Source organism: Bradyrhizobium sp. HKCCYLRH2047 (assembly GCF_051168175.1).
Taxonomy (GTDB): Bacteria; Pseudomonadota; Alphaproteobacteria; order Rhizobiales; family Xanthobacteraceae; genus Bradyrhizobium.
In genome coordinates, this window is sequence record NZ_JBNPUM010000001.1 from 524,649 (window position 1) to 545,409 (window position 20,761).

Genomic DNA, 20,761 nt, shown 5'->3' on the forward strand with positions numbered 1-20,761 from the left:
ATCCCCTGATGAAGCACAAGCCGCGCCGGTCCGCCGGCAAGCCCCCGGCCAAATCCGGATCGATGGGCCACAGCGATACGCCTGACGCGCTGTGTGCCGCGGCCTTGCGGCTGCTGCGCGCCGGACAGCCCGCGCAGGCCGAGGATGCGTGCCGCCGCGCGCTGACGCTGGACGCAGCCTCGCTCGACGCGCTGCGTGCGATGGGACAGGTCTGCCTGGCGCTCAAGCGCGCCGATGATGCGATTGAGTGGTTCGCCCGCGCCGTTCGGCAGGACATGTCGGCCGCGGAGTCCTTCGTCGGCCTGGCGCAGGCGCTGCGGCTCGCCGGCCGCACCGATGAAGCGATCAAGGCTTACGATCGCGCGCTGCAGCTGCAGCCGGATGCGATCGAGAGCTGGGATGCGCTTGGCGAACTGCTGCAACTGAGGCAGCGGCACGCCGAGGCGGCGCTGGCCTGCGATCGGCTGCTGCAGCTCGCGCCCGATCGCGCCGCGACCTGGTTTCGTCTCGGCGAGGTGCTGGAAGCGCAGGGGCGGCGCGACGAGGCGGCCCTGGCCTTCGATCAGGTGGCGCAGCTCAGGCCTGACCACCTCGAGGCGGCCAACAAGGCCGGCGCGCTGCATTTCGATGCCGGCCATTACGAGCAGGCCATCACGCGCTTTGGGCAGTCGCTGGGGCTGATGCCCGATCAGGCGGGCGTGCTGTATCTGAAGGGAATCGCCCTGCGGCGGCTGCGCCGCTACCAAAAAGCCGAGACGTTCGGCCGCCGTGCGCAGGCGCTGGCGCCTGACGATCCCGACGTCGCCAATGGCTATGGCTGCATCCTGCAGAACCTCGGCCGTCACGATGACGCCGTCGCCATGTTCGACAAGGCGATCGCGCTCCGGCCGCAGACCGCGGATTTCCATAATCATCGCGGCACGTCGCTGGCCGAGCTGCATCGCTTCGCAGAGGCGTTCGACAGCTTCGATCGCGCCGTCGCGCTGAAGCCGGACCTCGCCGATGCGCATTGGAACGCGGCGCTGTTCCGGTTGCTGACCGGCGACTTCGCCCGTGGCTGGGCGGCGCGCGAATGGGGACGCAAATGTCGCGCCGTCGGCTTCGTCGAGCGCAGCTTCGAGGCGCCGCTGTGGCTTGCCGATGCGCCGCTGGCCGGCAAAACGATCCTGCTGCACAGCGACGAGGGGCTCGGCGACACCATCCAGTTTTCGCGCTACGCCACCCTGGTGGCGGCGCAGGGCGCGCGCGTGGTGCTCGAGGTCGACGCGCCGCTGCAGCCGCTGTTGTCCGGCCTGGATGGCGTGGCGCAGTGCCTTGCCCGCGGCATCGATGCGCTGCCTTCCATCGACTATCACTGCCCGCTGTCGAGCCTGCCGCTCGCCTTCGCCACCCGGCTCGACACCATCCCTGCCGCGCCGTGCTATCTGCCGCGCCCTCCCGAGGCGCGCCGGGCGATCTGGGAGCAGCGATTAGGTCCGCATGACCGCTTGCGGGTCGGGCTCGTCTGGTCCGGCAACCCCGCGCATCTCAACGATCACAACCGTTCGATTCCGCTGCTGGCGCTCGCGCCGCTGCTCAAGATTGGGGCGCGGTTCGTCAGTCTGCAGAAGGAGCCTCGGCCGTCCGACAAGGCCGCGCTCGCCGCGCGCGACGAGATTCTCGATCTCACCGCCGACATCCGTGACTTCGTCGACACGGCTGCGCTGATCGACAGTCTCGACCTCGTCCTCACCGTCGATACCAGCGTGGCGCATCTGGCCGGCGCGCTGGGCAAGCCGACCTGGATCATGCTGCCCTTCACGCCGGACTATCGCTGGCTGCTCGGCCGTGACGACAGTCCCTGGTATCCGAGCGTGCGGCTGTTCCGCCAGGACGCGCGACGTGACTATGCCGACGTCGTCGTGCGCGTGCGCGATGCGCTGGCGCAGCAGGTCGCGGCGTTTTCCGCGACTTCCGCGACTTAAGGATCGGCATTCAGCAGACCGATCGAGATTTCGTGGATGCGCCGCGTCAGCTCGGCGACGCTGCGCCATCCCGTCTTCTCCCGAGTGCGCTTGAGATGCGTGTAGACCGTCGTGACCTTGATGCCGCGATGCGCGGCATATTCGACCGCAGTCATGCCGGTACTCAGCGCACAGGCCAGTTGCGCCTCCGCCCTGGTCAGACCATGAAGGTCCTGAAGCAGATGCGCCGCCGGGCTGTCCCGCATCGGATCACGCACCAGCATCACCACCATCGCAGCGGGCCAATCCGAACGAGGGTGTCGTTTGTGCAGGGAGCGCAGCGATATCGTGCAAGGCGGCAAGCCGCCTGGACGCGGCGCCAGGAAATCGAGCGCGGCATCCGTGCCGATCAGGCCGTCGGTACGCGTCGCCGCGCTGAGCGCGCGCGCATAGCGATTGCGCAGATCGGCCGAGGCGAAGACGATGCCGCGCCTCTCGATCCGGAACATGGCGCCGTCTGCCGAGATGGCTTGCAGGCTCGGATTGAGGTAGACGATCTCGCCTCTCGGATCGAGCAGTGCGACGCCGTCCTTCAGCACATCGAGTGCGGTCGTGCCGATATCGTTGCCATAGGCTGTGACGAGGCTGTTTCGCATTCTAAGTGCGCGCTGCAGATGGGGCGTGAGGCGGTGCATCAGGGCGATGTCGGCCTTGCCGACATGGCCCTGCCGCGGCGTTCGCTGCAGGGTCAGGGCGACCATCCGCTGCGGCGACCGCTCCAGCACCGCTGAGAGGAAATAGCGAAGCCCGGCGCGCGGCAGGAACTCTGCATAGAACGGATCGCGGTTCATGGCGCTCTCGTCCATGACCTGATAGTCCCAGGCCAGTTCGCCGCGCTGTTGGTTCAGCGCCATGCGCAGGCGCGGATTGCGGGGCGCGAAGTAGGCGAGGTAGTCGTCGCCCTCGGCCGCAGCAACACCGCTGCTGTGAAAGGTCAGGGGCTGCCGGACGATCGGGTCGATGACCTCGAAGGTGGCACCCTCGGACCTCGTCAGTTCCCGGACGCAATCCAGTGCGTCCGTGATGCCATCCGGTTCCGCAAAGCCCTGATAGATGGCGTCCAACGCCCGCGAATAGAACTCGCTCTGCACGGTGACCTCGCTGCCATGACCGGGAACGGGTGCGCCGGTCTGAATAATCAACCCTGGCGCGTGGACGATATTCCCCTTCATGGGTCGGCATGCGGCGGGTGAGGTTCATCGCGCAACGGTCGCGCGAAGCCGCGAGATTGGCAGGCCTGCCCAAGCCGTCGGCTGAGGAGTGGCGCACGATGGGAGCTTCACTTGGCCGGAGATGAGTGATGAGGATCCCTGTGCCGCGCGTGCGGCGACAGTCGCACAGAATTCGACGTCGGATGCGCCGGATGGCGCGGGCCGTGCTCGCCGCGCTTCAGGAGTCGCGGTTGCGCACCGCGCGCCGATTGATCCACGATCATCGGCATCTGCTCGACTGATGAGATATGAGAAGGACGCCGGCCGAGCCCCGGAGCCTGTCATGCTCCGGGGCTCGGCATCGCCAGGCTACTCAGCGACGGCGTCGCCCGAGCCGCCGAACTCGCGCGGAAAGTCCTTCAGCTTCGGCAGGCCGTCGCGCATCGGCAGCACGGTCTCGGCATAGTTCACGTGCACGGCCGGCTTGAAATCGAGATCCGGAAGCGTTGCCGCGAACACGTCGACCAGCCCGAGCGGCGGATGAGTGGTCATCAAATGTCCACCGCATTTGGCGCAGTACTGCCGCTGGCTCAACGGCGTCTTCTGGAACATCGCCACGTGCTCGGCGCCCACCGCGATCCTGACCGCGTCCGGCTTCCACAGGCTGAAGGCGTTGACAGGGCCGCCCGACCACGAGCGGCACGACCGGCAGTGACAATAGCCCATCGCCTCTGGCGCCCCGGACACCTCGACTTCGACCGCTCCGCAAAAACATCGTCCAGTGAGTGTCATCCTCGTCCTCGTTGGTTGTAAGGCCGCAGACGGCATCACTCCCGAAGCCCTGTGTCTTGGCGCGCGGCGACGATCGGCAGGGCTGGCACGACCGCGCGTGACCCAGTTCACATTCGGCCATCCTCCGACAGGCGACATCCTCTGATCGGAGGACGCCGCGTTTGCGGCGATGACGCTATCGATTCCGCCTTGGATGGAGCGCGCGGCTCCAGGTTTCAGTTTCGGATTGTCTCGGGTGATCGCATGTCAGGTTTCAATTCGCGCATCGTCGAATTCTCGACCGACAACATTCCGGAACCGGAGCGCGCGACGTTCTGGCGCGAGCACTACGGCCAGGTCATGCTGCGTGTCGATTTCGAGCCCGCGCCGGATCTCGCGTTCAAGGCGCGCAATCGGGCCCTGACCCTGCCGGGGCTGCAACTGCTCGATGCCTGGGCCACGCCGGCGCGCATCTCGCGGTCCGGCCGCTATCTTGCCGACGGTGCGGACAATGTGATCCTCGCGATCAATCGCCAGGGAACAGCGTTCGTCGAGTCCGCCGGGCAGATCCGCGAGCTGCGCGAAGGCGAGGCGGCGATCCTCAGCGGCGCCGATGCGAGCGCGTTCCATCGCACCAGCAATGGTCGATCGTTCACGCTGCTGATGCCGCGCGTGATGGTCGAAGCCGCGGATGTCAGCATCGCGGATGCCTTGATGCGGCCGATGCCGGTCGATCGCGGCGCATTGCAGCTGCTCGACCACTATGCGGGCTGGCTCATGGCCAGCAGCGGCGCGATCGATGCGCAACTGCTCAATCTGTCGGTACGCCACGTCCAGGACCTGCTCGCGCTGTCGATCGGGCCGGCCGCCGACCTGGCCGAGACGATGCGCGCGAGAGGATTGCGCGCGGCGCGGCTGAAGCTCGCAAAATCGTTCCTCATCGCCAACAGCCGGCGCCGCGACATGTCGGTGGCGACGATCGCGGCGAAATTGAACGTCACGCCACGCTACGTGCAGCGCCTGTTCGAGATCGACGGCACCACCTTCTCCGCGTTCCTGTCCGGCGTGCGGCTTGCGAACGCGCATCGCATGCTCTGCGACCCGGCCCATGGCCAGCTTGCGATTGCCAGCATCGCCTATGATGTCGGCTTCGGCGATCTCTCGCACTTCAATCGCTCGTTCCGACGCCAGTACGGGCTGACCCCGCGGGAGGTCCGGGGCGATTGCGGAGGCAGCCGCGGGCAGCCGACCGCGCGCGTGTCCTTAACGGGGAGCACGCCATGACGTCCAAGACGATCGTGTTGAGGATCCTCGATGGCATCTTCGTCGCGGCAACCGGCCTTCTCCTGCTCATGCTCGCCGGTCTGCCGATCGAGTGGATGCTCGTCCTGCTCGATATGTCGCCACGCGAATTCCAGGCGTTCGCCTTGTTCGTCATCTTCAGCAGTCTGCTGCTGATCCATGCCATCGCGACGTCGGATTCCGCGCCGTAACCCAAACGTGATCACAGGCTTCGGCGGCATGCGCGGGGCTGGTTGAGCTGTGTCAACGGATTCTCCCGCGCCTATGGCAAACGAGCGCCATGCTTCAGCGGAGAAGGTTTTTCGGAATGGATCCACAGGACACGCAACTCGCCGGCGACGAACGGCCCGTTCAGCGCGTCCGTGCTGAAACCGCAGCCGTCGTTCCCACGCCGGCGATGCCGGTTCCTGTGTCCCATCAGCCGCGGCGCAGGTGGGCAGTGTGGCCGCTTCTCGTGCTCCTCCTTGCCGTCGGGGCGGCCGGTGGTGGCGGCTACGTCTGGTGGCAGCGGCTGCATCCGCCGCTGCCCCTCGGCATCAGCGTCAGCAATGGCCGCATCGAGGCTGACGAGATCGACATCGCGACCAAATATGCCGGCCGTGTCGCCGAGCTGCGCGCCGATATCGGCGATCGCGTCGAGGCCGGGCAGATCGTGGCGCGGATGGACACGAAGGAGCTGCAGCAGTCGCTGTCGAAGGCGCAGGCCCAGGCCGAGCAGGCGCGGCACGTGGTCGATCAGGCCCGTGCCAATCTCGCGCAACTGCAGGCGCAGAAGACGCTCGCCGAGCAGGAGATGGAGCGCACCCGCAGCCTGCTGCAGAGCGGCTGGACCACACGGGAGCTGGCCGATCAGCGCCAGCAGGCGCTCGACACTGCGACCGCCGGCCTTGCCGGCGCGCAGGCGCGGATTTTCGAAGCCGAACGCGGGCTCGAAGCGGTCCGTCACGACGTCGCGCTCTACACCGTTCAGATCGCCGACAACTCACTGATCGCGCCAAAGCCCGGCCGCATTCAATATCGTCTCGCCAATGTCGGCGAAGTCCTCGCCGCGGGCGGCAAGATCTTCACCATGCTCGACATCGGTTATGTCTACATGGACGTGTTCCTGCCGACCGAGGAGGTCGGCAAGGTCAAGATCGGCACCGACGCGCGGATCGTGCTCGATGCCTATCCGGATCGTCCGATCCCGGCGAAAGTGTCGTTCGTGGCGAGCCAGGCGCAGTTCACGCCGAAGACCGTCGAGACCCGCAGCGAGCGCGACAAGCTGATGTTTCGCATCCGTGTGCGCGTCGATCAGGACAGGCTGGCCGCACATGCCGATGCCGTGAGGAGCGGATTGCCCGGCGTGGCGTATGTCCGGTGGAATCCCGACGTCGCATGGCCGGCGCGTCTGCAAGCAGCGCCATGATGGCCGACATGATCGGCGATGCGTCTCCGGTCGCGATGGTCAGGGACGTCTCGCAGCGCTATCGCGACGTGATCGCGCTCGACAACGTCTCGATCGACATTCCCGCCGGCCGCGTGGTCGGCCTCATCGGCCCGGATGGCGTCGGCAAGTCGTCGCTGCTGTCGATCCTGGCCGGCGCGCGTGCGATCCAGGCCGGGCAGGCGCGCGTGCTTGGGGCCGACATGGCCGACCGGCGCGCCCGCACGCAGGTGTGTCCGCGGATCGCCTACATGCCGCAGGGCCTCGGCAAGAATCTCTACCCCGATCTCAGCGTGCGCGAGAATATCGCGTTCTTCGCCCGGCTGTTCGGCCAGTCGCGGTCCGAGCGCGACTGGCGCATCGCCGAACTGATGGAGGCGACGGCGCTGTCCGATTTCGCCGACCGGCCGGCGAAAAAGCTGTCCGGCGGCATGAAGCAGAAGCTCGGCCTTTGCTGCTCGCTGATCCATGATCCCGATCTTCTCATCCTCGACGAGCCGACCACCGGCGTCGATCCGCTGTCGCGGCGGCAGTTCTGGGACCTGATCGACCGCCTGCGCGCGCGCAGCGCGGCGGGCATGAGCGTGATCGTCGCCACCGCCTATATGGAGGAGGCCGAGCGTTTCGACTGGCTGATCGCGATGAACGACGGGCGCATCCTCGCGACCGGTACGCCGGCCGAGCTCAAGGCGCAGACGCAGGCCGCCTCGATCGAGGATGCGTTCGTCGCGCTGCTGCCCGACCGCTCGGCGCGCGACCGCGCCGAGATGCCGGCCAAGACCGAGCTCGACGGCAGCCACGAGACCGTGATCGTCGCGCGCGACCTGACCTGCCGCTTCGGCGATTTCACCGCGGTCGACGGCGTCAACTTCCAGATCCGCAAGGGCGAGATCTTCGGCTTCGTCGGCTCCAACGGCTGCGGCAAGACCACGACGATGAAGATGCTGACGGGGCTGCTGCCGCCGACCGAAGGCGAGGCACTGATCTTCGGCCGCTCCATGGAGGCCGGCAATCACGAATCACGCAGCCGGGTCGGCTACATGTCGCAGGCGTTCTCGCTGTATGGCGAGCTCACGGTGCGGCAGAACCTGGTGCTGCATGCGCGGTTGTTCCATCTGCCGCGCGACGCCGCCGAGAAGCGCATTGCCGAGCTGGTCGAGCGCTGCGACCTGACCGATCACATCGACGGCCTCGCGGCCGATCTTCCGCTCGGCATCCGCCAGCGCTTGTCGCTCGCGGTGGCGATCGTCCACAGGCCGGATCTTCTGATCCTCGACGAGCCGACGTCGGGCGTCGATCCGGTGGCGCGCAATCAGTTCTGGCGCCTGCTGATCGAGCTGTCCCGCCGGGACGAGATGACGATCTTCGTCTCGACGCATTTCATGAACGAGGCGGCGCGCTGCGACCGGCTGTCGCTGATGCATGAGGGGCGGGTGCTGGCGACCGACACGCCGGACGGCCTGATCCGCGCCAAGGGCGCGCAGACGCTGGAGCAGGCCTTCATCGCCTTCCTCGAGCAGGACGCTGGTGTCGCCGATCCGCCGGTCACGCTGACCCAGGCGAGGCCCGATCCAAAGCCCGCCGACCGGCCGCGCGAGGAGCGACGGCGGGGCGCCGTCAGCCTGCGGCGGCTGTTGGCCTATACGATCCGCGAAGGTCTCGAGCTGATCCGTGACCCGATCCGTCTGATGTTCGCGCTGTTCGGAACGGCGTTCCTGATGATCGTGATCGGCTTCGGCATCTCCACGGACGTCAACAACCTGACCTTCGCCGCGCTCGACCGCGACCAGTCGCCCGAGAGCCGCGCCTATCTCGCGGAGCTCAGAGGCTCGCGCTACTTCGTCGAGCGGCCGCCGCTCGCCGACTACGCCGAGCTCGAGCGGCGGATGAAGAGCGGCGACATCAAGGCCTCGATCGAGATCCCGCCGAACTTCGGCGTCGACATCAAGCGCGGCCGGCCCGCGTTCGTGTCGGCCTGGATCGACGGCGCGATGCCGTTCCGCGCCGAGACCATCCGGGGCTATCTCGAAGGCACGCATCAGCTCTATCTGTCCGATCCCGCCGTCAAGACGACGCAGCCATTGCCGGCCTCGCCGGTCAATGTCGAGATCAGGTTCAAGTACAACCAGGCGTTCGACAGCATCTACGCCATGGCTCCGAGCACGATCGCGCTGTTGCTGGCGCTGTTTCCAGCCATCCTGATGGCGCTCGCGGTGGTCCGCGAGAAGGAGCTGGGGTCGATCACCAATCTCTATGTCACGCCGGTGACGCGGCTCGAATTCCTGCTCGGCAAGCAACTGCCCTACATCGCGGTCGCGCTGGCGAACTTCGCGCTGATGTATGTGATGGCGATGGTCCTGTTCCGGGTCCCGCTCAAGGGCGCGTTTCTGCCGCTGATGGTCGGCACCTTGGTCTATGTCATCACCACGACCGGCTTCGGCATGCTGATCTCGACCTTTTGCCGGACCCAGATCGCGGCGCTGTTCGGCACCGCGATCCTCACCGTGCTGCCGGCGACGCAGTTCTCGGGCATGCTGGTCCCGGTGTCGTCGCTGTCCGGCGTGGCCAAGCTGATCGGCATGGTGTTCCCGATGACCTACTACCGCCCGATTGCGGTCGGCACCTTCACCAAGGGACTTGGCTTCGCCGATGTCGGCGCCGATATCCTGATCCTCTTGATCTTCATTCCCGTCCTGACAGGGTTCAGCCTGGCGATGCTGCCGAAGCAAGAGGCCTGAGCGATGATGCGCTCGCTCTCCAACGTGTTCTGGCTCGGAACCAAGGAGCTGCGCAGCCTGTTCGGCGACGCCGTGCTGATCGGGCTCGTGATCTATTCGTTTACGGTGGCGGTGATCAGCCAGGCGCAGAGCAGCTCGCAGGAGCTGCATCGCGCCTCGATCGCCGTCGTCGACGAGGACAGCTCCGAGCTGTCGCGTCGGATCGCCAGCGTATTCCAGCTGCCTTACTTCCAGCCGCCGGTCTACATCAGCCAGAGCGAGGTGGAGCGGCTGATGAACAACGGCCGCTTCACGTTCGTGCTCGACATCCCGCCGAATTTCCAGCGTGACGTCCTGGCGGGGCGCAAGCCATCTGTGCAGGTGAACGTCGATGCGACCGCGATGATCCAGGCGGGGATCGGATCCGGCTATGCGCTGCAGATCATCAACACCGAGGTCGCCTGGTTCGTGGCCCGCTCGGAGACGTCCTCGTCCTCCCCGGTCAACCTGGTGACGCGGATCGCGTTCAATCCCAACGTCACAACCGCCTGGTTCGAAGGCGTGATGGGCATCATCAACAGCGTCACCATGCTCGCGATCATCCTGGCCGGCGCGGCGCTGGTGCGCGAGCGCGAGCATGGCACCATGGACCATCTGCTGGTCATGCCGCTGTCTCCGTTGGAGATCGCGATGTCCAAGATATGGGCCAATGCGCTGGTGATCGCCGTCGCCGTCGCCATCGCGCTCTACGCCGTCGTGCGGTGGTATCTGCGCGTGCCGATCATGGGCTCGATCCCGCTGTTCATGGTGGGCACCGTGCTCTATCTGTTCTTCGCGACCGCCGTCGGATTGTTTCTCGGCACCATCGCGCGGTCAATGCCGCAGCTCGGCCTGCTCTACATCCTCGTGGCCGTGCCGATGAACCTGTTGTCGGGCGGAATGACGCCGGTGGAAAGCCAGCCGGAGTGGCTCGCCACCATCATGAAGGCGTCGCCCTCGACGCATTTCGTGTCGTTCGCCCAGTCGATCCTCTATCGCGGCGCCGGCATCGATGTCGTATGGCCGCAATTCGTCGCGGTGGCGGCGATCGGCGCGGTGGTCCTGGCGTTGACCTTGCGCCGCTTCCGGGCGGCGATCGCGGCGGCCTGAGCCCGCCCTCGACCCCAACAAAAAAGCCTCGGCACCGGGCCGAGGCTTTTCCTTGAACGGCATCGGTATGGATGACGGCGATCAGTAGCGCGCGACCGCCGGGCCGCCAAACTTGTAGTTCACGCCGACCCGCACCGTGTGGAATGAAAAATCCTGCGACAGGCGCTCGACGTAGTTCGAGCCGGGCGGAGCGAATGTGCTGCCCGGGACGTAGGCCGAGGTGTAGTTGATGCTGCCGAGATCGGTGTAGAGATATTCCGCCTTGACCGTCCAATTCGGCGCAAATGCATGCTCGACACCGGCGCCGACCGTCCAGCCGACCCGCGTCTCGTTGGCCGAGGCGGTCTTGGTGTAGCCGTTGGCCGAGGTCAGATCCCAGCTGCCCTTGACGTTGCCGACGGCGAGGCCGCCAGTGACGTAGAACAGCGTCGTATCGACCGCGTAACCGGCGCGGCCGCGCAGGGTCATGAACCAGTCGTTCCGGATGCTCTCGTTGAAGGTGCGGGTCGTGGGCGGGTTGGCCGCCGTGTAGACCGTCCGCTTGTTGAGGTCAGATCCGTTGATGTCGGCCTCGATGCCGAAGACGCCGGCGCCGCTCTGCCAGTTGTAGCCGGCCTGCAGACCGCCGAGCACGCCAGCCGGATTGAGCCGGTTGTTGCTGATGTTGACGAACTGATTCTGGAAGGCGGCGCCCTCGACCGCCCAGCTGCTGGTCTGGTCCAGCGTCGTGTTCAAGTTCGACCGGCCCCAGCCATAGCCGACGCTGCCGCCGAAGTAGAAGCCGGTCCAACTGTAGATCACGGCCGGGGGAGGCGCCTTGGTGTAGCGGGCCGGCAGATCCGCGGCGAATGCGCCGAGCGAGCTGGCGAGGAGCAAAGAGACGGCGGAGGCAAGGGTTTTCATCGGTCACAATCCTCAATGAATATCAGCAACATTGAGACAAGGATTTCTCACAATTCGGCCTATTAGGCTGTAGTTCAACTACAACACTCGTGAGCGTAAGTATCTGTGACGACGTCACTTTATGCGAGTGCGTCCTTAACCTTAAGTCGTTGTAAATTCGAGCGTGCGGCGGGGAGGCGGTCGATCGATACCGTCGTCGATCGACGATCCGGACAATTCGACGCACCGCGTTAGTCAACGATTCGCCAACCATCCGCACGCTCCATCGCGCCCGCTAACGATTTCGCAAATTGCATGCGTGCACCTTCGGCACGTCCTGGGGGACGGAGAGGGGAGAGCATCATGATGATGAATGGGGAAGCGGTTCTCGAGAACGTGCGGCGCTATCGTACCATCGCCTCCTTGTACCGCCAGACCGCGGCGTTCCGTCCGCATCAGCGCGACTCACTGCTGGCGCAGGCTGCCGAATGGGAAAGCCGCGCGGTCGCCGAACTCGAGGATTACTTCCTCGCCCGCCATGCACCGTCACAACCGCCGGCGAACTTGAACTTCAATATCAGCCATCATGGGGCCTCCTACAGGTCGTCGCACCGGCAGATGGCTGCGGCGTAGCGCCAGATCACGGCACCGTTTTTTCGCTGCGCTCATCCGGATGGCGCCTTATGCTGCATCTCACTCCGGTGCCATGCGCGCTGCAGCGAGCAGGCCGATCAGGGCGGACAGCGCGCCCACGCTCATCGCGTTGATTGCGATCAGCGAGGCGTAGTTGAGATCCACGACGCTCATCACCGGCTCGCCGAGCCGGGAATCGATCAGCAGATAGCAAACGAACGGCAACGCGAGCAGCGGCAAGGACCGCAGGCGCTCCGTGGGTGCGAACAGCAGCGCGGCCAGCAACACGCAGGGAATGAGAAACAGCTCGACGCCGCTCTGGGCGCCGAACAGCTTGACGCAGAACACGGTGTTGGCAGTTCCGGCGAGCACCATCAGGGCGCGGCCGGCGAACGGCTGGCGCTTCGCGAGCACAGGCACGGTCGCGAACAACGGCGTCGTGAGCAGCGTCAGCCAGGCCGGCCAGGCCGCCCGGCCTACAATGGCGTGGAGATACAGCGGGTAGAACGGCTGGTTGGAGACGATGACGAGCGCCACTTTGGCGGCAATGTCGGAGCGCGCATCATCGGCCGATGCATAGGCCTGCACGGCGGCCAACCAGCGTCCGAACGTCTTGCCCATTCAAGTCCCTCAATTCCGCAGGCCGCCGCGCGCGCCTCGGCCTGGAAACGCGCTGGCGTTCAAGGCAGATCATTCGTCTCGGGAATGGGGGCCGATCACGCGTTCAACGCGGTGCGGATCATGCGGGCAAGGTCGGCGCTCTGATAGGGCTTGGTGAGCAGCAGCACGCCGGCATCGAGGCGGCCGTGATGGACGATGGCGTTCTCCGTATAGCCCGACGTGTAGAGCACCTTGAGGTTCGGGCGCCGCTTCAGCGCCTCGATCGCGAGCTGGCGACCATTCATGCCGCCGGGCATGATGATGTCGGTGAACAGCAGGTCGATGCGGGGGTGACTGTCGATCAGCGCCAGCGCCTCGTCGGCCTTGCTGGCGGCGAGCGTCGTGTAGCCGAGCCGCTTGATCTGGGCGATGACATATTCGCGCACCAGCGAATCGTCTTCCACGATCAGGATCGTCTCGTCGCCGCGCTCCATGCCCTCGGCGCTGATGGTCGACAGTGCCGCGTCGGCGTCGGCATTGGCCTGCGGCAGGTACAGCTTGACCGAGGTGCCGTGCCCCGGCTCGCTGTAGATCTTGATGTGCCCGTTGGATTGCTTGACGAAGCCGTAGACCATGCTGAGGCCGAGGCCGACGCCCTTGCCGACGTCCTTGGTGGTGAAGAACGGCTCGAAAACCTTGTCGAGCAGATTGGCGGGAATGCCTTCGCCGGTGTCGCTGACCGCGATCATCACGTAGTTGCCGGGGATCACCTCAGGGTTCATGCGCGCATAGGCGGCGTCGAGCAGGACGTTCTTGGTTTCCAGGGTCAGCTTGCCGCCGTTCGGCATGGCATCGCGCGCGTTGAGCGCGAGGTTCAGGATCGCGGTCGACAGCTGGCTCGGGTCGATCATGGCCGGCGCCGAATCGTGCGCCAGCATGGATTCGATCTCGATCTGCTCGCCGAGCGTCCGGCGCAGCAGGCGCGCGGTGTCGACGACCATGCCGTTGATGTCGACGCTGCGCGGCTGCAGCGGCTGGCGGCGGGCGAAGGCCAGCAGGTGTTTGGTCAGGTCGGCACCGCGCGCTGCGGCCGAGTTGATCAGGCTGGTGATCTGCACCAGCTGCGGACTGTCCTTCACCGCCTCGGCCAGGATCTCGATGGTGCCCGTGATCACGGTGAGGATGTTGTTGAAGTCGTGCGCGACGCCACCGGTGAGCTGGCCGATCGCCTCCATCTTCTGCGCCTGCCGCACCTGCGCCTCGGTGGCCTCGATCTCCTGGAAGCGCTTGACCATGGCTTCCGCGGTGCGGCGCTGCCGCGTCTCCTCCTCGAGCTGTGCATAAGCGTTCCGGAGTTCGGCGCGGGACGGCATGGTCAGGACCCGCGGCAGCATCAACAGCAGCGCCGCGGCGATGCCGACCGACATGAAGGCCAGGAAGCCCTTGGTGGCCGCCTCCAGGCTGTAGGCTGGAACCCAGATCGTGAGCACCTCGATCAGCCGCGTCATCCCACAGAAGGACACCCACAACGCGAAGGCCCAGAAGATGTAGCTGAACTGAAAGTCGCGGCGGCGATAGACGATGAAGGCAAGCACGAACGCAATGGTGAAGAAGGCGAACGAGGTGAGGATGTCGGACACCGTATTCACCCATATCAGCTCAGGTGTCCACAGCAGGCACTCGCCATGCGGCGTGAGCATCGACATGTCCGATTTCCCCAAAACATGTAGCCGACGGACCGTGTCGCCCCCGCGGCTCGGCCGGTTCCCTTAGCAGATCATCGAATTTCCGTTGAGCACACAAGGGTTCTCACTGTCGCGACACACACATTCGGTAAACGGGCACCGCAAGCATGGTGGGCTCCGCGTCGATCCGATTGCTTACGGCTGAGCTTGTGCCGGGAGCTCTCTTTAACATGCGCGGCTTGACGGCTTGTACCGATCGGTACATAGTATTCCGAATGGTATACAAGGAGATGTCCCGTGAGCACTCTCGCCCCGCCGTTTACGCTGCAGACCGCCACCCAGAAGGTGCGCATGGCCGAGGATGGCTGGAACAGCCGCGACCCCGAGCGGGTGTCGCTGGTCTACACGCCCGACAGCCGGTGGCGGAATCGCGCAGAGTTCATCACCGGCCGCGCCGAGATCGTCGCCTTCCTCACCCGCAAATGGGCCAAGGAGCTCGACTACCGCCTGATCAAGGAGATCTGGGCCCACAGCGACGACCGGATCGCGGTGCGCTTCGCCTATGAGTGGCACGACGACAGCGGCAACTGGTTTCGCTCCTACGGCAACGAGAACTGGGAGTTCGACGCGCAGGGGCTGATGCAGCGTCGCTACGCCTGCATCAATGACCTGCCGATCAAGGCGGCCGATCGCAAATTCCACTGGCCTCTCGGGCGCCGGCCGGACGATCATCCCGGCCTGACCGAATTGGGACTTTGAAGCAGGGAGAGCCATGCGGACGCTCAACGAGCGCGCCGACGTCGTCCCGCTGATTGCCGAGGTGTTCCGCGAATTCGGCTTCGAGGGCACCTCGCTCAGCCGGATCACCGAGACGACGGGACTGGGCAAAGGCAGCCTCTATCACTTCTTTCCAGGCGGAAAGGACGAGATGGCGCGCGCGGTGCTGGCGCATGTCGACGCCTGGTTCGAGCGCGAGATCTATGCGCCGCTGCGCGATGATCCGCCGGAGCAGTCGATCGCGCGGATGTGGCGCGGCGTCGACGACTACTTCCGTTCCGGCCGCCGCGTCTGCCTGGTCGGGGCGTTCGCGCTCGACGAGACGCGGGATCGCTTCGCCGCCGCCATCGCCAGCTACTTCACGCGCTGGATCGAGGCCTTGCGCGATGCGCTGATCCGCGACGGCTGGCCGGCGGCACAGGCCGCCGACGGCGCCGAGGAGGTGGTGCTCGGCATCCAGGGTGCACTGGTGCTGGCGCGGGCAACCGGTGAGGCGGCCGTTTTCGGCCGCGCGCTGATGCGGTTCCAAGCGCGTCTGCAACGATCATCCGTCGTCTGACTCTCGAAACGCCGGCGGCCGCTGCCTCCGCAAGCGGCAAATGGCGGGCTGAAATATCGGCGCGCGGCTCTCGTGAAATCGTGGTTGTCTTGGGCAACGTCTCGAGCAGCGGCGACACCAGGGAGGTCCGGCATGAACGGGTTAGGCGGTCTCAATAAATCCGATAACGGCGTGGTCATCGGCCTGGTGCAGCTGCAGCTCCCGGTCGTCGTGACCAAGGACGACCTCGCGCGGCAGACCGAGAAGATCGTCTGGATGGTCGGCAAGGCCCGGCGGAATCTCGGCACCATGGACCTCGTGGTGTTCCCGGAATATTCGCTGCATGGGCTGTCGATGGACACCAATCCCGAGATCATGTGCCGGGTCGACGGGCCGGAGGTCGCCGCGTTCAAGCAGGCCTGCATCGACAACAAGATCTGGGGCTGCTTCTCGATCATGGAACACAACCCCGACGGCAATCCCTACAATTCGGGTCTGATCATTGACGACCACGGCGACATCAAGCTGTATTACCGCAAGCTGCATCCATGGATTCCGGTCGAGCCGTGGGAGCCCGGCGATCTCGGCATCCCCGTGATCGAGGGACCGCGCGGCGCCAAGATCGCACTCATCATCTGCCATGACGGCATGTTCCCGGAGATGGCGCGGGAATGCGCCTACAAGGGCGCCGAGATCATGATCCGCACCGCCGGCTACACCGCGCCGATCCGCGACAGCTGGCGCTTCACCAACCAGGCCAACGCGTTCCAGAACCTGATGGTGACGGCCAATGTCTGCATGTGCGGCTCCGACGGTTCGTTCGATTCGATGGGCGAGGGCATGATCGTCAATTTCGACGGCAGCATCATCGCGCACGGCACGACGGGGCGCGCCGACGAGATCATCACCGCCGAGGTGCGCCCCGATCTCGTGCGCGAGGCGCGCATCAACTGGGGCGTCGAGAACAACATCTATCAGCTCTGGCACCGCGGCTATGTCGCGGTGAAGGGCGGCGCGATGGATTGTCCCTACACCTTCATGCATGACATGGTCGCCGGCACCTATCGCTTGCCCTGGGAGGATCAGGTCAAGATCACCGACGGCACCTCCTGCGGCTTCCCGGCGCCGACGCGCGCTTTCGGCAGGCTCGGCAAGGCGGCGGAGTGAGCGAATGCGGCGGCGCGTGCGGCCGCCGCAAGCTTGACAGATCGATCGTCCGCGAATTATTTTATACTTAAAATAATTGGCGGACAGGTTTTGTCATGAGTGCATCGGCGAAGGTGATCCCCCGCGACTGGCTCGACTGGCCGTTCTTCGAGCCGCGTCACCGCGCCCTGTGCGACCAGCTCGACCGCTTCGTCGGCTCGGGCGTTCTCGACGAGGTCGATCACGGCGACGTCGACACCGCCTGCCGCAAGATCGTGCGTGCGCTTGGTGCCGCAGGCTTGCTCGACAGCGCCGTCGTGGCGCCCGATGCGGATGCCGGCGCGATCGACTCGCGCGCGATCTGCCTGTCGCGCGAGACGCTCGCTTATGCCGACGGTCTGGCCGATTTCGCCTTCGCCATGCAGGGCCTCGGCTCCGGCGCCATCGCGCTCGGCGGCTCGCCGGAGCTGCGCGCCAGTGTCTTGCCGAAGGTGCGCGCCGGCGAATGGCTCGCCGCTTTCGCGTTGTCCGAGAAGGAGGCGGGCTCCGACGTCGCCGCGATGGCCTGCGCGGCGCGGCTGGACGGCGATACCTACGTGCTCGATGGCGAGAAGACCTGGATCTCCAACGGCGGCATCGCCGACGTCTACACGCTGTTCGCCCGCACCGGCGAGGCGCCCGGCGCGCGCGGCATCTCCGCCTTCGTCGTGTTTCCCGATGATCCCGGTTTCTCCGTCGCCGAGCGCATCGAGGTGATCGCACCGCACCCGCTGGCGACGCTCCGCCTGCAGAATTGCCGCATCCCGGCCAGCCGCCGGCTCGGCGCGCCTGGCGGCGGCTTCAAGCTGGCGATGCAGACGCTCGACATCTTCCGCTCATCGGTGGCGGCTGCCGCCCTCGGCTTCGGCCGCCGCGCGCTCGACGAGGCGCAGGCGCACGCCTCGAGCCGGCAGATGTTCGGCGGCGCGCTGGCCGACCTGCAGATGACGCAGGCCGCGTTCGGCGAGATGGCGACCGATACCGACGCCGCGGCGCTGCTGACCTATCGCGCGGCCTGGCGCCGCGACGTCCAGAAGCTGCCGACCACCCGCGAGGCCGCGATGGCCAAGCTCACCGCGACCGAGACCGCGCAACGCGTCATCGACCGCGCCCTGCAGATGTTCGGCGGCCGCGGCGTCCGCAAAGGCGAGATCGTGGAGAGCCTCTACCGCGAGATCCGCGCGCTGCGCATCTACGAAGGCGCGACCGAAGTGCAGAAGCTGATCGTCGCGCGCGAGTTTCTGAAGGCGCGGGCCGGCGTGGTGCGCGGCTGAGACCAGACGCGGGCGAGACCGGAATAGGGCTGGCGCACCCGACACGATTCGAACGTGTGACCTTTGCCTTCGGAGCAAGATAACGTGCCCATCCGAAAATACGATAGGGCACGCTATTCTACGCTATCCGGCTGAAGCAACTGGATATTCTCGACAACAACAGCGACGTTCCTGTCCGAAAACCCGCACCGATTTTCTCCCGCCTGCTTACGTCCTGCTTACGCGAGAGATCGGGCCCGGAACGCAGGAATGTCATGGTCAAGATCACGAAGAGGGTTGTCGAGGCAGCGGAAGCCCAAGAAAAGGACTACCTGATCTGGGACGACGAACTGCCCGGCTTCGGACTGCGGGTCTTTAGCTCCGGCAAGCGCAGCTATGTCATCCAGTATCGAATAGGAGGGCGCTCACGCCGATACACCATAGGTCTTCACGGAGCCTGGGCGCCCGAGACGGCACGCCGAGAGGCAAAGGTGCAACTCGGTCGGGTCGCCGGGGGTGAGGATCCGGTCGAAGATCGCCAGCTCGATCACAAGGCGATCACTGTGAAGGAGCTGTGCACCCGGTATCTCGCTGATCTCCAGGCCGGGCTCATTCTGGGGAAGGGTGGGCGACCGAAGAAGGCTTCAACAATTGTCACGGATACTGGCCGCATCGAGCGTCACATCATTCCTCTCATAGGGACCCGGCGGGTCAAAGATCTCACCAAGACCGACATCAACAAGGTTCTCAAAGACATCATGGCCGGAAAGACGCGGGTTTCGGTCAAGACCAAGAAGCTGCGCGGAAAGGCCATCGTTCGCGGCGGCGCTGGAACTGCCACCCGCACCGTTGGTCTTCTCGGTGGTATCCTCACCTACGCCGTCGAAGCGGGCGTTATTGAAAGCAACCCGGCGCACGGCATCCGCAAGCCAAAGGACAACGTGCGAATGCGTCGGCTATCGGAGGCGGAGTACCGAATACTCGGTCGGATGCTCCGCGACGCCGCCAGGCAGGAGAAATACACGACGATCGTGGACATCATTCGCCAGCTTGCGCTGACCGGCTGCCGGCGCAGCGAGATGATCGGTTTGAAATGGACGGAAGCGGACACCGAGGCGAGCTGCTTGCGGTTGGAGGACAGTAAGGAGGGTGACTCCATTCGCCCCATAGGGTTGCCTGTCGTCGACTATCTCGAGCGACGGCGCACCGACAATGCTGGCACATACGTCTTTCCGGGGCAGGGGGAGGACAACGCTTTCGGCAGCTTCCCGAACCATTGGAAGTATATCTTCGAGGACTCCCCACTATCCGATGTCACGCCACATGTCCTGCGCCACAGCTTCGCGAGCATCGCCAACGATCTCGGGTTTACCGAGGTGACCATCGCCGCCCTGGTTGGTCACGCCAAAGGTTCGGTGACCAGCAAATATATCCATACGCTTGATACAGCCCTCATCATGGCGGCGGATACAATCTCCGGCTACGTCCAAGGACTCCTTGATGGCATCGAGTTCAAGCAGACAGCCTACGCTTTGGACCGGCATTCACGAAAGGCTGCGCTGGCGCGGTTCCTGAAAAGAGCTTCGAGCGATGAGCCGGCGGCGGTCGGCTGCTTGGCTGCGTAGGTTCAGGAGCGCAGGTCGGATCGCATTTGATCTGCCAACTCCGTACATTTCGGCCGATGGGCCGACATCGCATCGGCGCGATCTAGGCTGGTAAACCTAGTCGACCTCCAGCCACTCAGGCTATCGACCCTCGTCATCTGCATGACAGGCCGCGCGGTCCAGCAAACAAAGCTGCTGGTCCATAATGAAGCCGAACGTAGCGGTTGAAGAGATGGGCTAACATCCGCCTTCCGAGTATTGAGTCGGAAGAAACAAAACAGGAACAGATCTAGCTACAGATGCAAAAATGAGGCCGATTTTGATTCAACACTTGTGTGAGAATGCACACAAATGTTACGAGGCTATCGTCATGAACGCGCACGAGCTACGCAGGTTACTCTCCAAGTACGACTGCAAGTTCGAAACGCACCATGGCGGCAGCGGCCACATCACCGTGATTCGAGCCGATCGTCGGACGCAGCTTCCGATGCATGGCGGAAAGAAAGATCTGGGGAAGGGGCTTGTCAGGAAAATCTTGAAAGACCTGGGAATTAAATAATGGGACGCTGGTATGAGCTAAGGCTATCCAAAGACGATAACGGGACACTGCTTGTGACTTCGCCGCAGTTTCCCGAGGTGACGACCTTTGGAAGGGGAAATCAGGACGCTCTTCGAAGAGGGTTGGACGCGATCATCGAAGCGATGGCGGCGCGGATCGCTGCCGACCTTCCTATCCCAACGCCGCTTGCCAAGCCGCATAACCGGTTTGCGAAAGTGGAGCTCCCGGCCCTGATCTATCTGAAAGTCGCCCTCTATATGGTTGCTCTCGAAGCCGGGATGAATCGAGCCGAATTGGCAAGAAAGATGAAAGTTCATCGCGAGCAGGTCGACCGTCTCTTTCGTCTTAAGCACAGATCTAGATTAGAGCTCATCGAGAAAGCCGCTAACGCTCTGGGAGTAAGCGTCCAGGTCGAGCTTCCGAAGCGAGAAACCGAGGCGGCGTAGCCCATCGAACGGAGCGGGAGAGTATGTATTTTTATCAATCAAAGGTTGCGCATCACAACTTTGTGAAGCATATTCCTAGC

19 protein-coding genes are annotated in these 20,761 nt (G+C 64.8%); 14 read left to right on the forward strand and 5 right to left on the reverse strand.

Annotated elements, in window-relative coordinates; translation table 11 throughout:
• The first annotated feature begins 8 nt into the window (after positions 1-8).
• A complete protein-coding gene (locus ACQR1D_RS02450) occupies positions 9-1,964 on the forward strand; it encodes a tetratricopeptide repeat protein (RefSeq protein WP_434839954.1) in 1,956 nt (651 codons plus the stop codon).
• On the opposite strand, the gene ACQR1D_RS02455 is transcribed toward ACQR1D_RS02450, so the two are convergent.
• Positions 1,961-3,175: a helix-turn-helix transcriptional regulator gene (locus ACQR1D_RS02455; protein ID WP_434839953.1), complete on the reverse strand. Its 1,215-nt coding sequence runs from the start codon at positions 3,173-3,175 to the stop codon at positions 1,961-1,963. The two genes, ACQR1D_RS02450 and ACQR1D_RS02455, sit on opposite strands and share 4 nt — an antisense overlap.
• Before the next feature lie 348 nt (positions 3,176-3,523).
• The gene (locus ACQR1D_RS02460) at positions 3,524-3,946 is read right to left on the reverse strand and encodes a GFA family protein (protein WP_434839952.1); all 423 of its coding nucleotides are present in this window, start codon (positions 3,944-3,946) and stop codon (positions 3,524-3,526) included.
• Positions 3,947-4,189: 243 nt separating this feature from the next.
• Between ACQR1D_RS02460 and ACQR1D_RS02465 the strand changes: the two genes are divergently transcribed.
• The 5 genes from ACQR1D_RS02465 (at position 4,190) to ACQR1D_RS02485 (ending at position 10,519) form a co-directional block, all read left to right on the forward strand.
• Positions 4,190-5,209: a helix-turn-helix domain-containing protein gene (locus ACQR1D_RS02465; protein WP_434893648.1), complete on the forward strand. Its 1,020-nt coding sequence runs from the start codon at positions 4,190-4,192 to the stop codon at positions 5,207-5,209.
• The gene (locus ACQR1D_RS02470; RefSeq protein WP_316179121.1) at positions 5,206-5,418 is read left to right on the forward strand and encodes a hypothetical protein; all 213 of its coding nucleotides are present in this window, start codon (positions 5,206-5,208) and stop codon (positions 5,416-5,418) included. Before ACQR1D_RS02465 ends, ACQR1D_RS02470 begins: the two co-directional genes overlap by 4 nt.
• A 116-nt stretch (positions 5,419-5,534) precedes the next feature.
• Positions 5,535-6,635, forward strand: a complete 1,101-nt coding sequence (locus ACQR1D_RS02475; protein ID WP_434893647.1) for an HlyD family secretion protein — start codon at positions 5,535-5,537, stop codon at positions 6,633-6,635.
• 8 nt (positions 6,636-6,643) lie between these two features.
• The gene (rbbA, locus tag ACQR1D_RS02480) at positions 6,644-9,391 is read left to right on the forward strand and encodes a ribosome-associated ATPase/putative transporter RbbA (protein ID WP_316179418.1); all 2,748 of its coding nucleotides are present in this window, start codon (positions 6,644-6,646) and stop codon (positions 9,389-9,391) included.
• A gap of 3 nt (positions 9,392-9,394) precedes the next feature.
• Positions 9,395-10,519, forward strand: coding sequence for an ABC transporter permease (locus ACQR1D_RS02485; protein ID WP_316179123.1), 1,125 nt, complete (start codon positions 9,395-9,397; stop codon positions 10,517-10,519).
• Positions 10,520-10,600: 81 nt separating this feature from the next.
• Here ACQR1D_RS02485 and ACQR1D_RS02490 read toward each other — a convergent pair whose 3' ends face one another.
• A complete protein-coding gene (locus ACQR1D_RS02490) occupies positions 10,601-11,422 on the reverse strand; it encodes an outer membrane protein (protein WP_434893646.1) in 822 nt (273 codons plus the stop codon).
• Positions 11,423-11,764: 342 nt separating this feature from the next.
• On the opposite strand from ACQR1D_RS02490, the gene ACQR1D_RS02495 reads away from it, so the two are divergent.
• On the forward strand, positions 11,765-12,034 hold the full coding sequence (locus ACQR1D_RS02495) for a hypothetical protein (protein WP_316215327.1): 270 nt from the start codon (positions 11,765-11,767) through the stop codon (positions 12,032-12,034).
• Between the two features lie 60 nt (positions 12,035-12,094).
• Here ACQR1D_RS02495 and ACQR1D_RS02500 read toward each other — a convergent pair whose 3' ends face one another.
• Together ACQR1D_RS02500 and ACQR1D_RS02505 are read right to left on the reverse strand one after the other, a co-directional pair.
• Positions 12,095-12,655, reverse strand: coding sequence for a hypothetical protein (locus ACQR1D_RS02500; protein WP_316215326.1), 561 nt, complete (start codon positions 12,653-12,655; stop codon positions 12,095-12,097).
• Positions 12,656-12,750: 95 nt separating this feature from the next.
• The gene (locus tag ACQR1D_RS02505) at positions 12,751-14,340 is read right to left on the reverse strand and encodes an ATP-binding protein (RefSeq protein ID WP_316237994.1); all 1,590 of its coding nucleotides are present in this window, start codon (positions 14,338-14,340) and stop codon (positions 12,751-12,753) included.
• 276 nt (positions 14,341-14,616) lie between these two features.
• On the opposite strand from ACQR1D_RS02505, the gene ACQR1D_RS02510 reads away from it, so the two are divergent.
• The 7 genes from ACQR1D_RS02510 to ACQR1D_RS02540 all read left to right on the forward strand — a co-directional run bounded on the left by ACQR1D_RS02510 (position 14,617) and on the right by ACQR1D_RS02540 (position 20,681).
• Positions 14,617-15,078, forward strand: a complete 462-nt coding sequence (locus tag ACQR1D_RS02510) for a nuclear transport factor 2 family protein (protein ID WP_315803861.1) — start codon at positions 14,617-14,619, stop codon at positions 15,076-15,078.
• 13 nt (positions 15,079-15,091) lie between these two features.
• Entirely contained in the window at positions 15,092-15,655 is a 564-nt protein-coding gene (locus tag ACQR1D_RS02515) for a TetR/AcrR family transcriptional regulator (protein ID WP_315803860.1), read from the forward strand.
• 132 nt (positions 15,656-15,787) lie between these two features.
• Entirely contained in the window at positions 15,788-16,801 is a 1,014-nt protein-coding gene (locus ACQR1D_RS02520; RefSeq protein WP_434882816.1) for a formamidase, read from the forward strand.
• Between the two features lie 95 nt (positions 16,802-16,896).
• The gene (locus ACQR1D_RS02525; RefSeq protein WP_316179133.1) at positions 16,897-18,093 is read left to right on the forward strand and encodes an acyl-CoA dehydrogenase family protein; all 1,197 of its coding nucleotides are present in this window, start codon (positions 16,897-16,899) and stop codon (positions 18,091-18,093) included.
• 254 nt (positions 18,094-18,347) lie between these two features.
• Complete coding sequence (locus tag ACQR1D_RS02530; protein WP_434839947.1) at positions 18,348-19,697, forward strand: tyrosine-type recombinase/integrase; 1,350 nt, start codon at positions 18,348-18,350, stop codon at positions 19,695-19,697.
• A 349-nt stretch (positions 19,698-20,046) separates the two neighbouring features.
• Positions 20,047-20,235: a type II toxin-antitoxin system HicA family toxin gene (locus tag ACQR1D_RS02535; protein ID WP_434896495.1), complete on the forward strand. Its 189-nt coding sequence runs from the start codon at positions 20,047-20,049 to the stop codon at positions 20,233-20,235.
• A 122-nt stretch (positions 20,236-20,357) separates the two neighbouring features.
• Entirely contained in the window at positions 20,358-20,681 is a 324-nt protein-coding gene (locus ACQR1D_RS02540; protein WP_434893645.1) for a helix-turn-helix domain-containing protein, read from the forward strand.
• The last annotated feature ends 80 nt before the right edge of the window (positions 20,682-20,761 follow it).

Excerpts from the sequence above, each read along its gene's own strand:
- ACQR1D_RS02470 (WP_316179121.1), top strand. The coding sequence starts at position 5,206 with ATGACGTCCAAGACGATCGTGTTGAGGATCCTCGATGGCATCTTCGTC.
- ACQR1D_RS02530 (WP_434839947.1), top strand. The coding sequence starts at position 18,348 with ATGGTCAAGATCACGAAGAGGGTTGTCGAGGCAGCGGAAGCCCAAGAA.
- ACQR1D_RS02505 (WP_316237994.1), bottom strand. The coding sequence starts at position 14,340 with ATGTCGATGCTCACGCCGCATGGCGAGTGCCTGCTGTGGACACCTGAG.
- ACQR1D_RS02515 (WP_315803860.1), top strand. The coding sequence starts at position 15,092 with ATGCGGACGCTCAACGAGCGCGCCGACGTCGTCCCGCTGATTGCCGAG.
- rbbA (WP_316179418.1), top strand. The coding sequence starts at position 6,644 with ATGATCGGCGATGCGTCTCCGGTCGCGATGGTCAGGGACGTCTCGCAG.
- ACQR1D_RS02525 (WP_316179133.1), top strand. The coding sequence starts at position 16,897 with ATGAGTGCATCGGCGAAGGTGATCCCCCGCGACTGGCTCGACTGGCCG.
- ACQR1D_RS02520 (WP_434882816.1), top strand. The coding sequence starts at position 15,788 with ATGAACGGGTTAGGCGGTCTCAATAAATCCGATAACGGCGTGGTCATC.
- ACQR1D_RS02485 (WP_316179123.1), top strand. The coding sequence starts at position 9,395 with ATGATGCGCTCGCTCTCCAACGTGTTCTGGCTCGGAACCAAGGAGCTG.
- ACQR1D_RS02490 (WP_434893646.1), bottom strand. The coding sequence starts at position 11,422 with ATGAAAACCCTTGCCTCCGCCGTCTCTTTGCTCCTCGCCAGCTCGCTC.
- ACQR1D_RS02465 (WP_434893648.1), top strand. The coding sequence starts at position 4,190 with ATGTCAGGTTTCAATTCGCGCATCGTCGAATTCTCGACCGACAACATT.
- ACQR1D_RS02450 (WP_434839954.1), top strand. The coding sequence starts at position 9 with ATGAAGCACAAGCCGCGCCGGTCCGCCGGCAAGCCCCCGGCCAAATCC.
- ACQR1D_RS02475 (WP_434893647.1), top strand. The coding sequence starts at position 5,535 with ATGGATCCACAGGACACGCAACTCGCCGGCGACGAACGGCCCGTTCAG.
- ACQR1D_RS02495 (WP_316215327.1), top strand. The coding sequence starts at position 11,765 with ATGATGATGAATGGGGAAGCGGTTCTCGAGAACGTGCGGCGCTATCGT.
- ACQR1D_RS02455 (WP_434839953.1), bottom strand. The coding sequence starts at position 3,175 with ATGAAGGGGAATATCGTCCACGCGCCAGGGTTGATTATTCAGACCGGC.
- ACQR1D_RS02535 (WP_434896495.1), top strand. The coding sequence starts at position 20,047 with ATGAACGCGCACGAGCTACGCAGGTTACTCTCCAAGTACGACTGCAAG.
- ACQR1D_RS02500 (WP_316215326.1), bottom strand. The coding sequence starts at position 12,655 with ATGGGCAAGACGTTCGGACGCTGGTTGGCCGCCGTGCAGGCCTATGCA.
- ACQR1D_RS02460 (WP_434839952.1), bottom strand. The coding sequence starts at position 3,946 with ATGACACTCACTGGACGATGTTTTTGCGGAGCGGTCGAAGTCGAGGTG.